The sequence below is a fragment of the Burkholderia sp. AU19243 genome, from assembly GCF_018148075.1.
Taxonomy (GTDB): domain Bacteria; phylum Pseudomonadota; class Gammaproteobacteria; order Burkholderiales; family Burkholderiaceae; genus Burkholderia; species Burkholderia latens_A.
Genome location: NZ_JAGSTV010000010.1, coordinates 230,157 through 243,981, shown reverse-complemented (window position 1 = coordinate 243,981; position 13,825 = coordinate 230,157). Strand labels below are relative to the sequence as shown.

Here is a 13,825-nt window from a genome sequence, read left to right as displayed (position 1 = left end):
ACCCTCTTTGCCTGATGACCATAGCGAGTCGGTCCCACCCCTTCCCATCCCGAACAGGACCGTGAAACGACTCTACGCCGATGATAGTGCGGATTCCCGTGTGAAAGTAGGTAATCGTCAGGCTCCCTCAAGCCAGAAACCCCCGCCCAAGCAGGCGGGGGTTTTTGCATTTGCGGCGGCGGAAATGGCAGCGTGAGAGGCGCTGGCAGCCCGCGGGCGCCTGCGGGCCGCGCCACCGCAAGATCCATCATCAGTGCGGATCGCTTTACCGTCCCGAGGGCAGGGCAGGTGAACCCAACTTCAATCCTCCGTCGCCGCATCGTTGTATCGGCATGGTAAAGCCGTGCGCAGCGCCGATATACGCTGTCCGCCGGTGCCGCCTTGTCGCCAAACTTAGCGGAAATTCCCGCAAAACGACGCGTTATTTCGCCCTTCCACGTAGAATTTGCGGACCTCCACCAGTCTGCAACCACAACGATGAACGCCCTTACACAGACAGTCCGGGCCGTCTGCCCGCATGACTGCCCGGACACGTGTGCAATGCGCGTGACTGTCGAAAACGGCAGGGCGATCAAGGTCACCGGCGACCCTGATCATCCACCCACGCAAGGCGTGTTATGTACGAAAGTCAGCCGATATGCGGAACGCGTTCACCATCCCGACCGTTTGACCGTGCCGCTCAAGCGCGTGGGAGCAAAGGGAGAAGGGCGCTTCGTGCCGATTAGCTGGGGCGAAGCGCTCGATGAGATCGGTCGTCGTCTGGTTGAAATCGCCGCGCGCGCGCCGGAGGCGATCGTCCCGTACAGCTATGCGGGCACGATGGGCCTCGTGCAGGGTGAAGGCCTGGCGCAGCGGTTTTTCCACAAAATCGGCGCATCGAGGCTGGAACGGACAATTTGCGCCGCAGCCGGTACGGCGGGACTGCGCTATACGTACGGTGGAAACGTCGGCATGCACCTCGAGCATTTCGAGGAAAGCCAGCTGATCCTGATCTGGGGCGCCAACCCGATCGCATCGAGCCTGCACTTCTGGACCCGCGCGCAGGAGGCCAAGCGCCGAGGCGCCCGTCTGATCGCAATCGATCCATATCGCTCGCTGACCGCAGAGAAATGTCATCAGCACATCGCATTGAAGCCTGGCACCGACGGGGCATTCGCGCTCGGGATGATGCACGTGCTGATCACTGAAGATCTGCTCGATCATGACTACATCGTCCGGCATACGCTCGGTTTCGACGCGCTGAAGGCGCGAGCGCTATCGTTTCCGCCCGAGCGTGTCGCGCAGATCTGCGGCATCGAAGCGTCGGAACTGATTGATCTGGCGCGCCGCTATGGCACGACGCGCAAGGCGTCGATCCGCCTGAATTACGGCATGCAGCGCGTACGCGGCGGCGGCAACGCCGTGCGCGCAATTGCCAGCCTGCCTGCGCTGACGGGCGCGTGGCGGGACCGCGCCGGCGGATTGCTGCTTTCGTCATCGGAATCCGCCCCGGTCGATCATGCGGCGCTGCTGCGCCCGGATCTGATGCCCGGCTGGCCGCGCCATCTGCCGCGCAGCATCAACATGAACGCGATCGGCGACGCGTTGCTGCATCCCGGCGATACGACCTTCGGGCCAAAGATCGAAGCGATGATCGTCTACAACTCGAACCCGGTTGCGGTTGCGCCCGACTCGTCGAAAGTGGCAGCGGGTTTCGCGCGCGACGATCTATTTACAGTGGTTCTTGAGCACTTCAAGACAGATACGGTCGATTTCGCCGACATTGTGCTGCCGGCGACGACGCAGCTCGAGCATCTCGATGTCCACAAGTCGTACGGCCACACGTACGTGATGGCAAATCTCCCCGTGATTGCGCCGGTCGGCGAAGCGCGGCCAAACACCGAAATCTTTCGCGGTATCGCGCGCAGCATGGGGCTCGACGAGCCTGCGCTTTATCTCAGCGACGAAGAGGTCGCGCGGGCGGCGTTGCGCTGGAACGATCCGGTGCTGGGCAGCGACTGGGACTCGCTGAAGCGAGCAGGTTGGTTGAAGCTCAAGATTGCGGATGCCCCGTTCGCGAATGGCGGCTTTCGCACCCCGTCCGGCAAGTGCGAGTTCTACAGCGCGCGCCTCGAGCAGATGGGGCTGGACCCGGTGCCCGATTACCTGCCGCCGTTCGAATCGGCGGAATCCGCGCCCGAGCTCGCCGCGCGCTATCCGCTTGCGATGATTTCGCCGCCGGCCCGAAACTTCCTGAACAGCACGTTCGTAAACGTGGATAGCCTGCGCAGCACCGAAGGCGAGCCGCATCTCGACATGCACCCCACAGACGCTGATGCGCGCGGGATCGAGAATGGGGACGTCGTGCGCATCTTCAACGACCGCGGATCGATGCAGGCCGTTGCGCGAATTACCGATCGCGCGCGGCCGGGACTCGTCGTCGGCCTGTCGATCTGGTGGAAAAAGTTGGCGCCGGACGGGCGGAACGCAAACGAAGTGACGAGCCAGGCTTTGACCGATCTCGGCAACTCGGCGACGTTTTACGACTGTCTCGTGGAGGTTGAGCGGATTTGACCGAACTTCGCGATATCATCGTACGAATTCATTCGAAAGTTCGAAGTGGGCATCTAACCCTGTTGTCTCGGCACCGGCGAGCCGCTACGATGCGTTTTAGCACGACCATTCGAAAATTTGTGAGGAGACGCGCGGCATGGACAAAATTTGGCTGAAATCGTATCCACCCGGCGTTCCAGCCGAAATTGACGCGTCTCCCTATCCTTCCATTCCGGATCTTCTCGACGAAAGCTTCAGACAGTATCGCGACCGCGACGCGTTTGTCTGCATGGGCAAGCGCATCACGTACGGCGAGCTAGACGTGTTGTCGCGCCAGTTCGGCGCGTGGCTGCAATCGCGCGGCCTGAAGCGCGGCGCGCGCGTCGCGCTGATGATGCCGAACGTGCTGCAGTACCCGGTCGCGATCGTCGCCGTGCTGCGCGCGGGCTATACGGTCGTCAACGTCAATCCGCTCTATACGCCGCGCGAACTCGAACATCAGCTGAAGGACAGCGGGGCGGAGGCAATCGTCATCCTCGAGAATTTTGCATCGACGCTGCAGGCCGTCATCGCGAATACCGCGGTCAAGCATGTCGTGGTCGCCTCGATGGGCGACCTGCTCGGCATCAAGGGCTGGCTCGTCAACTATGTCGTGCGCAATGTGAAGAAGATGGTGCCGGCGTGGCAGTTGCCGTCGTTCACACGCTTCAAGGCCGCGCTGTCGGAAGGTGCGCGGCAGACGTTCAAGCCGCAAAAGCTCGGCCCCGACGACATCGCTTTCCTGCAGTACACCGGCGGCACGACCGGCGTCGCGAAGGGCGCGACGCTGCTGCACCGAAACATCGTGTCGAACGTGCTGCAGGCCGGCGCGTGGCACCATCCTGCGCACGAGAAGTATCCCGACGTGAAGCAATTCGTGACGGTCGTCGCGTTGCCGCTCTACCACGTGTTTGCGCTGACGGTCTGCGGCTTCCTGACGATGCGCACGGGCGGCATGGGCGTCCTGATCCCGAACCCGCGCGACATCGGCGGAATGATCAAGGAGCTGAAGGGCTATCAGATCTCGACGATTCCGGCCGTCAACACGCTGTACAACGCGCTGCTGAACCATCCCGATTTCGACCAGCTCGACCTGTCGAAGCTGGCGATCGCGAACGGCGGCGGCATGGCGATCCAGGAAGGGGTCGCGAAACGCTGGTACGAGCGGACTCATACGGCGATTGTCGAAGGGTATGGCTTGTCGGAAACCTCGCCGGTTGCGACCTGCAATCCCGTGACGGCGACCGAATACAGCGGAACGATCGGCCTGCCGCTGCCATCGACGGAAGTGGCGATCCGCGACGACGCCGGCAATGACGTCGCGCTCGGCGAGCCGGGCGAGATCTGTATCCGTGGCCCGCAGGTGATGGCCGGCTACTGGAACCGTCCGGACGAAACCGCGAAAGTCATGTGCCCGGACGGCTTCTTCAAGACGGGCGACGTCGGAGTGATGGACGCGCGCGGTTACGTGAAGATCGTCGATCGGAAGAAGGACATGATCCTCGTATCGGGTTTCAATGTGTATCCGAACGAGGTCGAGGACGTCGTGGCGTCGCATCCGGGCGTGTTCGAGGTCGCGGCGGTCGGCGTGCCGGACGAGCATTCGGGCGAAGCGGTGAAGCTGTTCGTCGTGAAGAAGGATCCGACGCTTACCGACAAGGACATCCTCGCGTACTGCAAGGAGCGGCTCACCGGCTACAAGCGGCCGAAGCTAGTCGAGTTTCGCACGGAGCTGCCGAAGACGAACGTCGGCAAGATCCTGCGGCGCGAATTGCGCGACGGACGCGCATGACTCGCGACATCGAGCGATCGTGCCCGGCTTCCGAGCCGGGTTTTTCGTGCTTGGTGGGGGATGCGGCGTTGTGGTGCCTTTGTGCGACCGTCGCCGCAACGATGCACGTTCGACCGGAATGCTGCGGGCTCCTCTAACGCGTTGATGGGCAGGACGCGAACGATCCGGTCGCACGTGCGTTTATCCCGGTGTGTGTCGTTCGTAGGCTGGCGTTTGCGCTGGCGCCGGTTCAGCGGAACGAACTGTTGTTCATCGCGGTGAGCGCGTCGAGAGCCGATCATGTCACCCGTCACCCGTCACCCGTCACCCGTCACCCGTCACCCGCCACCCGCCACCCGCCACCCGCCACCCGCCACCCGCCACCCGCCACCCGCCGGTCCCAGCCCCCACTTCCGGGCGCCAAAAGGAAAAAGGCGCCCGGAGGCGCCTTCAAGATGCTGCGGCTTGTCAGACAAGCTGATTAGAACTTGTGACGGATGCCGACGCGTGCTGCGACCTGGTTGGTGGTCGTCGACGGGTCGAGGCCGTTGATCGAAGCGTGTGCCTGAACGACGTTGCCTGCCGAGTCGAGCGCATTGCCCGAAGCATGCTGGTACACGCCGATCACGTAGACGTCCGTGCGCTTCGACAGGAAGTAGTCGACACCCAGCGAGCCCTGGTGGTACTTGGCCGCCGAATTGCCATCGATCTTGCTGCCTTGCGTGTAGTCGTACGCGGCGCCGACGATCAGCGCCGGGGTCAGCTGATACTTGAAGTTGATTTCGCCGTTGTTGAACGTCGCGGTCTGGTTCACGAACGGACCGACCGAGAAGCCCTTGAACTTCGTGTTCGAGTACGTCGCGCCGATCGTCGCTGCGCCGAACGTATACGCACCGCCTGCACCGATGACCTGATACGTGTTCGCGCTGTTCGCATACGCGCCGTAAACCGGCGACGACACGGCCGTCGCGGCAGCCGATGCGCCCGTGTTGAACATGCCGCCGAAGTTCGCCGGCGTGCGTGCGTTCAAGTAGCCGACGCCCAACACCAGCGGGCCGTTGTTGTAGCCGGCGCCGAGCGACCAGACCTGGTTCTTCGCGAACTGGCCGGCTTGACCGCCGAAGCTGTACAAGCCACCGAACGAGAAGCCGCCGTAGGTCGGGCTCGTGTACTTGACCGCGTTGTTCACGCGATAAGCGTTGTTGAAGTTGTCGAGGTCGCCCGGGTGAGCGGCGATGTAGCCGCCCCACTGGTCGCCTGCCTCGAGCGGGCCGACGAAGTCGACGACCGAGTCGTACTGCCGACCCAGCGTGACCGTGCCGTACTGGCTCGACAGGCCGACGTAAGCCTGACGGCCGAACATCAGACCGCCCTGGCCCAGCTTGCCGGAGTTGACGTCGAAACCGTTCTCGAGCACGAAGATCGCCTTCAGGCCGGCGCCCAGATCTTCCGTGCCGCGCAGGCCGAAGCGGCTGCCTTGCATCACGCCGCTCGACAGGCCGTACAGGTGGCCGCCCTTGGCGTTGTTGTTGAAGATGAAGCCTTCATCGATGATGCCGTAAAGCGTCACGCTGCTTTGCGCATGAGCTGCGCCAGCAAACGCGCCCAGCGCGACGAGCGCGAGAAGCGACTTTTTCATTAACGGATCTCCAAGAATCACTGAATTATTTTGGCGGGGCGGATAGTTATGGTGTGTTGACGGGCCCCATCAACTTCGCAAGAAGTCGCTCGTAATGTAGCAAAGCCGTTTTTTCCGACAAAGCGAAATGCCGTGGCGCAAGGCCGCCATGTTTCCTTTATGCAACAATGGTTAAAATCACGGGTTAACCGCAATTTCCGCTGAATAATCAAGTCGGTTACGCAGCGGAGCACGTGCCTTTGCCGCTCGCGGCAGCACACGCAGCCAGGAGAACAGGATGGTGTTGGATGAACTGATCAGCGAATTCGATCGCGGCCTGCGATCGCTGACCGGCATTAGCCGGATGAGCCGCCCCGTGCCCGTGCCGGCGGAGCCGCCCGCCGGCGAATTGACGCCCGCAGAGCGTGCGCATGCCGCGGGCCTGATGCGCGTGAACCACGTCGGCGAAGTCTGTGCGCAGGCGCTGTACCAGGCGCAGAAGCTGACCGCGCGTTCGGCGACGTCGAAGGCGATGTTCGAGGAAGCCGCGCGCGAGGAGGAGGATCATCTCGCCTGGACCGCGCACCGGCTGAAGGAACTCGATTCGCGTCCGAGCCTGCTCAACCCGCTGTGGTACGCTGGCGCGCTCGCGATCGGAGTGGCGGCCGGCGCGCTGGGGGACAAGGTCAGCCTCGGCTTCATGGCGGAGACGGAACGTCAGGTCGAGAGCCACCTCGACGGGCACCTGTCCGAATTGCCGGCGACGGATACCGCGTCGCGCGCGATCGTCGAGCAGATGCGGCTCGATGAGGTGAAGCACGGCAAGGCAGCGACCGACGCCGGCGGGATCGAACTGCCGCTGCCGGCGCGGATGTTGATGCGCGCCGCGTCGAAGGTCATGACCAGCACTGCATACTATCTGTGACATTCGAGCGGTGGGCGGCGCGGGACGCCGCCCACCGCTCGCCGCCTCGGTATTGCCCGTTTTTTCCGCGTTTTCCCGCCCCCGAAAGCCCCGCCCACACGCCAGTCTGGCCCGCCTTTCTCACGTATCACCTTCACAAGTTGCACTAGCTCATTCATTTATAACGATTTTTGGTATGAGGGGCCGCATGAGCATGTGCGCGTAAGTCCTTGTTCTGACTAACAAAATTCGTCAAAAAACCGGGCCGCTCCCTTGACCGTCCCAAACCCTTCCTCTAAAGTGGGAGACAGTGTGAGAAAGTGTATTTTTGTGTGATTTGGCGGGCTGTTCGGGCTAAATTCTTGAGCGTTGAGCGGGTGCTTCGGTGCCCTGAACGGGAGAGCGGAAAGTGTTCCAAGGGGCGTCGGCGCTGACGCTCGATGCGAAAGGGCGGATGTCGGTGCCGGCTCGCTATCGCGAAGCGCTGCAAGGACAGGCAGAAGGACGGGTGACTGTGACCAAGCACCCGGACGGCTGCCTGTTGCTGTTTCCGCGCCCCGAATGGGAAGTATTCCGCGCCAAGATTGCCGCGCTGCCGATGGATGCCCATTGGTGGCGGCGCATTTTCCTCGGCAACGCGATGGACGTCGATCTCGACAGCGCAGGCCGGATTCTCGTATCGCCCGAGCTGCGGATGGCGGCCGGACTGGAAAAGGAAGTCATGTTGTTGGGAATGGGTAGTCACTTCGAGCTGTGGGATTCGCAGACCTACAACGCGAAGGAGCAGGCAGCGATGGCGCAGGGCATGCCCGACGCGCTGAAGAACTTCACGTTCTGATTGCGGTGACGGAGACGCCCGCGATGGGAAACGAATTGCAGCATCGGACCGTATTGCTGGACGAGGCGGTCGAGTCGCTCGTGACGCGGCCGGACGGCACGTATGTCGACGGCACGTTCGGGCGCGGCGGTCATAGTCGCGCGGTGCTCGCGCGGCTTGCGCCGGCCGGACGGCTCATCGCGTTCGACAAGGATCCGAGGGCGATCGAGACGGCGCAGCGCATCGAGGATGCGCGCTTCTCGATCGTGCATGACAGCTTTGCGTCGATGCGCGACGCGCTGGCGGCGCGCGGTATCGAAAAGGTGTCGGGGGTGTTGCTGGACCTGGGCGTGTCCTCGCCACAGGTGGACGATCCGGCGCGCGGTTTCAGCTTTCGCGCGGATGGTCCGCTGGACATGCGGATGGATCCGACGCGTGGCGAGTCGGCGGCCGAGTGGCTTGCACGGGCTTCGGTGCAGGAATTGACGGAGGTGATACGGGATTATGGGGAAGAACGGTTTGCTTTTCAGATTGCAAAGGCGCTTGTTGCTCGCCGGGCAGAGTCCGACCGTCTTGGGCCTCTCGACACCACGGGCGAGCTTGCCCAAATCGTGGGTCACGTCGTCAAAACCCGTGAGAAGGGCAAGGATCCGGCAACCCGCACCTTTCAGGCTATACGGATTCACGTCAATCAAGAGCTTGCGGACCTGCAAGTCGTACTAGACGCGGCATTGTCGTTGCTGGAGCAAGGGGGGCGGCTGGTGGTCATCAGCTTTCATTCACTCGAGGACCGGATCGTCAAGCGATTCATGCAGGCGCACGCCAGTGCGCCTGCGGTCGATCGCCGCCTGCCGCTCCGTGCCGTCGACCTCCCGAGCCCGCCGCTCAAGATCATCAGCCGTCAGTTCCCGAGCGAAGCCGAGGTCGCCGCAAATCCGCGCGCCCGCTCCGCCGTGATGCGCATTGCGGAGCGCGTCACGCCATGAGCCGCTTCAATATCTTCCTGCTGATCATCGTGATGGGCTGCGCGCTGTCGGTCGTCAACTCGACGAACCAGCAACGCCAGATCTTCATTCAGCTGCAGCGTGCGCAGTCGCAGGAGCGTCAGCTTCAGCAGGACTATGCGCAGCTTCAATATCAGCAGAGCGCGCTGTCGAAGACGTCGCGGATCGAGCAGCTCGCGAACGATTCGCTGAAGATGCAGCCGATCACGACGGGCCGTACGCAATACCTGACGCTGCCGCCGGGCGCCGCGAAGGCGATCGACGCGCCGATTCCCGCATCGGCCGACGCGGCCGCCAAGCGCAACGGGGGCGCGCGATGAAACCGTCGCAAAAGCGCCAGGACGTCAAATTCTCGTCGAGCCCGGTGCTCGGCGTGCACCTGCCGATGTGGCGCTCGAAACTCGTCGTGTTCCTGCTGTTCATGGCGTTCGTCGCGCTCGCCGCGCGCGCGTTCTGGATCCAGGGGCCGGGCAACGCGTTTTATCAGAAGCAGGGCGAAAGCCGCTATCAGCGCACGATCGAGCTGCCGGCCACGCGCGGCAAGATTCTCGACCGTAACGGGCTCGTGCTCGCGACGAGCCTGCCGGTGCGCGCGATCTGGGCGATTCCCGACGCGGTGCCGGACGATCTCGACGCGAACAAGATCGCCCAGCTCGGCAAGCTCCTCGGCATGACGCCGAAGGAGCTGCGCGTGAAGCTGTCGGAAGACAAGGGCTTCGTCTACGTGAAGCGCCAGGTGCCGATCGACATCGCCGACAAGGTCGCCGCGCTCGACATCCCCGGCGTCTATCAGCGCAACGAATACAAGCGCTTCTATCCGGAAGGCGAGATCACCGCGCACCTGATCGGTTTCACGAACGTCGAGGACGAAGGGCAGGAAGGCGTCGAGCTCGGCGACCAGAAGATGCTGTCCGGCACGTCGGGTGTGCGTCGCGTGATCAAGGACCGTCTCGGGCACATCGTGGAGGACGTGGCCGAACAGATCCCGCCGCACAACGGTACGGACGTCGACCTGTCGATCGATAGCAAGATCCAGTACATCGCGTATGCGAACCTCAAGGCGGCCGTCGAGAAGTTCAAGGCAAAGGCTGGCGCGGCGATGGTCGTCGACGTGCGCACCGGCGAGGTGCTTGCGCTGGTCAACTATCCGACCTACAACCCGAACGACCGTACGCGCCTGACCGGCGAGCAACTGCGCAACCGGATCCTGACCGACGTGTTCGAGCCCGGCTCGATCATGAAGCCGTTCACGGTGTCGCTCGCGCTCGATCTGCGGCGCGTGACGCCGAACACGCTCGTCGAAACCGGCAACGGTCACTTCGTGCTGGACGGCGCGCCGATCACCGACGACGCGGGTTTCGGCACGTTGACGGTCGGCGGCGTGATTCAGAAGTCGAGCAACATCGGCGCGACGAAGATCGCGATGACGATGCGGCCCGAGGAAATGTGGAATATGTATACGAGCATCGGCCTCGGCCAGGCGCCGAAGGTCGGCTTCCCGGGCGCCGCGGCCGGCCGCCTGCGTCCGTGGAAGAGCTGGCGCCGCATCGAGCAGGCGACGATGTCGTACGGCTATGGGTTGTCCGCGTCGCTGTTCCAGCTCGCGCGCGCCTATACCGCGATCGCGCATGACGGCGAACTGATGCCCGTCACCATTTTCAAGACCGACCCCAACCAGCAGATTGCGGGCACGCAGGTGTTCAACCCGACCACCGCGCGCGAAGTGCGCGCGATGCTCGAGACGGTGGTCGCGCCGGGCGGCACGTCGCCGGACGCGGCCGTGGCCGGCTATCGCGTCGGGGGCAAGAGCGGTACGGCGTACAAGCATGAAGGCCACGGTTACACGCGCAAGTACCGCGCGTCGTTTGTCGGGATGGCGCCAATGCCCAATCCGCGGATCGTCGTCGCGGTGTCCGTCGACGAACCGACGGCCGGCAGCCACTTCGGCGGCCAGGTGTCGGGCCCCGTATTCTCGGCGATCGCCGGCGACACGCTTCGCGCACTCAACGTACCGCCGAACATGCCGGTCAAGCAGCTCGTCGTGTCCGACGACGCGCCGGGCGCGGCGGCGGCCCCTGCCAAGCCGGGCGGCGCGAAGCCTGGCCCGCAGAAGCTCGCCGCAGGCGCCGGTGCGAAGCATATGATCGTATCCAGCACGACACGTAATTCACCAGGAGTTGTTCGATGAGCGCCGCCCGCAGTTCACATCCGGCGCATCAGCAGATCGCAGCCGCGCTCGCGTGGCTGCGCGAGCATGTGACCCCCGCGGCGCAACTGCACGCCGACACGCGCAGCCTGCAGGCCGGCGACGTGTTTCTCGGCTATGCGGTCGACGGCGCGGACAATCGCGCATTCATTTCCGACGCCGTCGCGCGCGGCGCGGCCGCCGTGCTGTATCAGCCGGAAGGCCTCGCGGCCGCGCCGGCGGCGCCCGCCGCGCTTGCAGTGCCGGCCCTCGACGAACTGGCCGGCGAGATCGCCAGCGGCTGGTACGGCGACCCGAGCGACGAGTTGCTCGTCGTTGGCGTGACCGGCACGAACGGCAAGACGTCGTGCACGCAATGGATCGCCGCGGCGCTGACGGCGCTGCACCAGCCGTGCGCGGTGATCGGCACGCTGGGCACCGGGATGCCGGGGCAGCTTGTGCCCACCGGTTTCACGACGCCGGATGCGCCGCAGCTGCAGCGCAGCCTCGCGCAACTGCACGCCGCGGGCGCGCGGGCTGTCGCGATGGAGGTGTCGTCGCACGCGCTGCATCAGGGCCGGGTGAACGGCACGGCGTTCGATATCGCCGTCTTCACGAACCTCACGCAGGATCACCTCGACTACCACGGCACGTTCGACGCATACGAAGCCGCGAAGGCGAAGCTGTTCGCGTGGCGCGGGCTGCGCGCGGCGGTCGTCAATCGCGACGACGCAGCCGGCCGGCGCCTGCTCGAGAAGCTGGCCGGGCGCGTTCGCACGATCGCATACGGAATCGGCGACGCGCACGCGGCCGACGCCGATCGCGAACTGGTCGCCCACGATGTGCGCGCGACCCCGACGGGCACGGCATTCCGCCTGCGCTCGTCGTGGGGCGACGCGGACGTCGAGGTCGGCACGCTCGGCACGTTCAACGTCAGCAACCTGCTCGCGGTGCTCGGCTCGCTGCTCGCGGCCGACGTGCCGTTCGACGCGGCGATTGCCGAGATCGCGCGGCTCGAGTCCGTGAACGGGCGCATGCAGCGGCTCGGCGGCCGCCTGCAGAACGACGAACCGCTCGTCGTGATCGACTATGCGCACACCCCGGACGCGCTCGACAAGACGCTCGACGCGCTGCGCCCGATCGCGGCCGCGCGCGGCGGCCGGCTCGTCTGCATGTTCGGCTGCGGCGGGGATCGCGACGCGACGAAGCGCCCGTTGATGGGCGCGATGGCCGAGCGGCTCGCCGACGAAGTCGTCGTGACGAGCGACAACCCGCGCAGCGAAGATCCGCAGCGCATCATCGATCAGGTCATCGCAGGCATGGCCGCGCCCGAGCGCGCACGCCGCATCGAGGATCGCGCAAGCGCGATCCTGCAGGCCGTGCGCGGCGCGGCCCGCGAAGATGTCGTCGTGTTGGCCGGCAAGGGGCACGAGGCCACGCAGGAAATCATGGGAAAGAAACGCGCATTCTCCGATCAGGATCACGCACGGCTCGCGCTCGCGGCGCGCGCGACGCACGGCAAGGGAGGCGGCGAATGACGATGCTCAGTCTCGGCGAAGCCGCTCGGCTGATTCCCGGTGCGACCGTCCACGGCGATCGGGCCGCCACGTTCGAGCGTGTGTCCACGGACAGCCGCACGGTCGGCCCGGGCGATCTGTTCGTCGCGCTGAAGGGGGAGCGCTTCGATGCGCACGATTTCCTCGGCGACGTGGCCGCGCGCGGCGCGGCCGCAGCGCTCGTCGCGCACGTGCCGACGGGTCTTCCGATACCGGCGATCGAGGGCGGCGAAACGCGTGCCGCGCTCGGCGCGCTCGCACACGGGTGGCGCAAGCGCTTCGCGCTGCCGCTCATCGCGGTGACGGGCAGCAACGGAAAGACGACCGTCAAGGAAATGATCGCGTCGATTCTCGCCGCTGCAGTCGGCGCCGATGCGCGGCTCGCGACGGCCGGCAACCTGAACAACGACATCGGCGTGCCGCTGACGCTGCTGCGCCTGTCGGGCGCGCATCGCGTCGCGGTGATCGAGCTCGGGATGAACCATCCGGGCGAGACCGAAGTGCTCGCGCGCATCGCCGCGCCGACCGTCGCGCTGGTCAACAATGCGCAGCGCGAGCACCAGGAGTTCATGGCGACGGTCGAGGCGGTCGCGCTCGAACATGCGGCCGTGATCCACGCGCTGACGCCGGACGGCGTCGCGGTGTTTCCGGCCGACGATGCCTACGCGGGCATCTGGCGCGTCGCCGCGACCGGCAACCGGATTCTCGATTTCGCGCTGCACGACGCCGACCGGCAGGCCGACGCGCAGGTCACGGGCCGCCTGCACGGCGGCGAGCTTGCGATCGACACGCCGTCCGGTGCGTTGACGGTGCGGCTGCGCGCGCTCGGCGAGCACAACGCCCGCAACGCATTGGCGGCGACGGCCGCGGCGCTCGCGGCCGGCATCGAGCTGGCAGCGATCAAGCAGGGCCTCGAATCGTTCGAACCGGTGAAGGGTCGTCTGCAGGTGAAGCAGGCGAACGTCGGCAGCCTCGCAGGCGCGACGGTCGTCGACGACACGTACAACGCGAATCCCGACTCGATGCGAGCCGCGATCGACGTGCTGGCCGCGCAACCGGCGCCGCGCGTGCTGGTGATCGGCGACATGGGCGAGGTCGGCGACGAAGGGCCGGCATTCCACCGGGAAATCGGCGCGTATGCGCGCGAGCGCGGCATCGATGCGCTGTTCGCGCTCGGCGACGCGTCGCGCGATGCGTGCACGGCTTACGGCGACAGGGCCCGTCATTTCGACGATGTCGGTGCGCTCGTAACCGCGTTGCTGGCGGCGGGTCACGACGCGCACGCGACGGTGCTCGTGAAGGGCTCGCGTTACATGAAGATGGAGCGCGTGGTCGACGCGCTGACGAACCAACCCGCGACGGGCATGGCGCCCGCCGCCCATTGAGTAGAAGGAAGGAA

General features: G+C 65.1%; 10 protein-coding genes and 1 rRNA gene. 10 read left to right on the top strand and 1 reads right to left on the bottom strand.

Translation table 11 applies throughout. The features are described from left to right. Positions 1 to 10 precede the first annotated feature (10 nt). The 3 genes from rrf (at position 11) to KDW55_RS20140 (ending at position 4,363) form a co-directional block, all read left to right on the top strand. Positions 11 to 123: ribosomal RNA gene (rrf, locus tag KDW55_RS20150) — 5S ribosomal RNA — on the top strand. A gap of 354 nt (positions 124 to 477) precedes the next feature. Then, positions 478 to 2,553, top strand: a complete 2,076-nt coding sequence (locus KDW55_RS20145; protein ID WP_069240944.1) for a molybdopterin oxidoreductase family protein — start codon at positions 478 to 480, stop codon at positions 2,551 to 2,553. Between the two features lie 136 nt (positions 2,554 to 2,689). Continuing rightward, positions 2,690 to 4,363 carry a long-chain fatty acid--CoA ligase gene (locus tag KDW55_RS20140; protein ID WP_212160877.1) on the top strand — a complete coding sequence of 558 codons (1,674 nt, stop codon included), beginning with the start codon at positions 2,690 to 2,692 and terminating at the stop codon, positions 4,361 to 4,363. Between the two features lie 460 nt (positions 4,364 to 4,823). On the opposite strand, the gene KDW55_RS20135 is transcribed toward KDW55_RS20140, so the two are convergent. Further along, positions 4,824 to 5,981 carry a porin gene (locus tag KDW55_RS20135; protein WP_040143299.1) on the bottom strand — a complete coding sequence of 386 codons (1,158 nt, stop codon included), beginning with the start codon at positions 5,979 to 5,981 and terminating at the stop codon, positions 4,824 to 4,826. 277 nt (positions 5,982 to 6,258) lie between these two features. Here KDW55_RS20135 and coq7 point away from each other — a divergent pair, with 277 nt between their 5' ends. The 7 genes from coq7 (at position 6,259) to murF (ending at position 13,811) form a co-directional block, all read left to right on the top strand. Continuing rightward, on the top strand, positions 6,259 to 6,885 hold the full coding sequence (coq7, locus tag KDW55_RS20130) for a 2-polyprenyl-3-methyl-6-methoxy-1,4-benzoquinone monooxygenase (protein ID WP_209821381.1): 627 nt from the start codon (positions 6,259 to 6,261) through the stop codon (positions 6,883 to 6,885). A 388-nt stretch (positions 6,886 to 7,273) separates the two neighbouring features. Next, positions 7,274 to 7,702 carry a division/cell wall cluster transcriptional repressor MraZ gene (gene mraZ / locus KDW55_RS20125; RefSeq protein ID WP_006487094.1) on the top strand — a complete coding sequence of 143 codons (429 nt, stop codon included), beginning with the start codon at positions 7,274 to 7,276 and terminating at the stop codon, positions 7,700 to 7,702. A gap of 23 nt (positions 7,703 to 7,725) precedes the next feature. Then, entirely contained in the window at positions 7,726 to 8,667 is a 942-nt protein-coding gene (rsmH, locus tag KDW55_RS20120; protein ID WP_040143303.1) for a 16S rRNA (cytosine(1402)-N(4))-methyltransferase RsmH, read from the top strand. Further along, entirely contained in the window at positions 8,664 to 9,005 is a 342-nt protein-coding gene (gene ftsL / locus KDW55_RS20115; RefSeq protein ID WP_040143305.1) for a cell division protein FtsL, read from the top strand. The genes rsmH and ftsL overlap by 4 nt, the downstream gene beginning before the upstream one ends. Beyond that, the gene (locus KDW55_RS20110) at positions 9,002 to 10,873 is read left to right on the top strand and encodes a penicillin-binding protein 2 (RefSeq protein WP_040143306.1); all 1,872 of its coding nucleotides are present in this window, start codon (positions 9,002 to 9,004) and stop codon (positions 10,871 to 10,873) included. The genes ftsL and KDW55_RS20110 overlap by 4 nt, the downstream gene beginning before the upstream one ends. Beyond that, positions 10,870 to 12,408, top strand: coding sequence for a UDP-N-acetylmuramoyl-L-alanyl-D-glutamate--2,6-diaminopimelate ligase (locus KDW55_RS20105; RefSeq protein ID WP_209821382.1), 1,539 nt, complete (start codon positions 10,870 to 10,872; stop codon positions 12,406 to 12,408). Before KDW55_RS20110 ends, KDW55_RS20105 begins: the two co-directional genes overlap by 4 nt. Beyond that, positions 12,405 to 13,811: a UDP-N-acetylmuramoyl-tripeptide--D-alanyl-D-alanine ligase gene (murF, locus tag KDW55_RS20100; RefSeq protein WP_209821383.1), complete on the top strand. Its 1,407-nt coding sequence runs from the start codon at positions 12,405 to 12,407 to the stop codon at positions 13,809 to 13,811. Before KDW55_RS20105 ends, murF begins: the two co-directional genes overlap by 4 nt. Positions 13,812 to 13,825 lie beyond the last annotated feature (14 nt).

What these genes read in the sequence shown, in the direction of transcription:
- KDW55_RS20140 (WP_212160877.1), top strand. Translation starts at nt 2,690, where the DNA reads ATGGACAAAATTTGGCTGAAATCGTATCCACCCGGCGTTCCAGCCGAA.
- murF (WP_209821383.1), top strand. Translation starts at nt 12,405, where the DNA reads ATGACGATGCTCAGTCTCGGCGAAGCCGCTCGGCTGATTCCCGGTGCG.
- KDW55_RS20110 (WP_040143306.1), top strand. Translation starts at nt 9,002, where the DNA reads ATGAAACCGTCGCAAAAGCGCCAGGACGTCAAATTCTCGTCGAGCCCG.
- KDW55_RS20105 (WP_209821382.1), top strand. Translation starts at nt 10,870, where the DNA reads ATGAGCGCCGCCCGCAGTTCACATCCGGCGCATCAGCAGATCGCAGCC.
- KDW55_RS20135 (WP_040143299.1), bottom strand. Translation starts at nt 5,981, where the DNA reads ATGAAAAAGTCGCTTCTCGCGCTCGTCGCGCTGGGCGCGTTTGCTGGC.
- rsmH (WP_040143303.1), top strand. Translation starts at nt 7,726, where the DNA reads ATGGGAAACGAATTGCAGCATCGGACCGTATTGCTGGACGAGGCGGTC.
- ftsL (WP_040143305.1), top strand. Translation starts at nt 8,664, where the DNA reads ATGAGCCGCTTCAATATCTTCCTGCTGATCATCGTGATGGGCTGCGCG.
- KDW55_RS20145 (WP_069240944.1), top strand. Translation starts at nt 478, where the DNA reads ATGAACGCCCTTACACAGACAGTCCGGGCCGTCTGCCCGCATGACTGC.
- coq7 (WP_209821381.1), top strand. Translation starts at nt 6,259, where the DNA reads ATGGTGTTGGATGAACTGATCAGCGAATTCGATCGCGGCCTGCGATCG.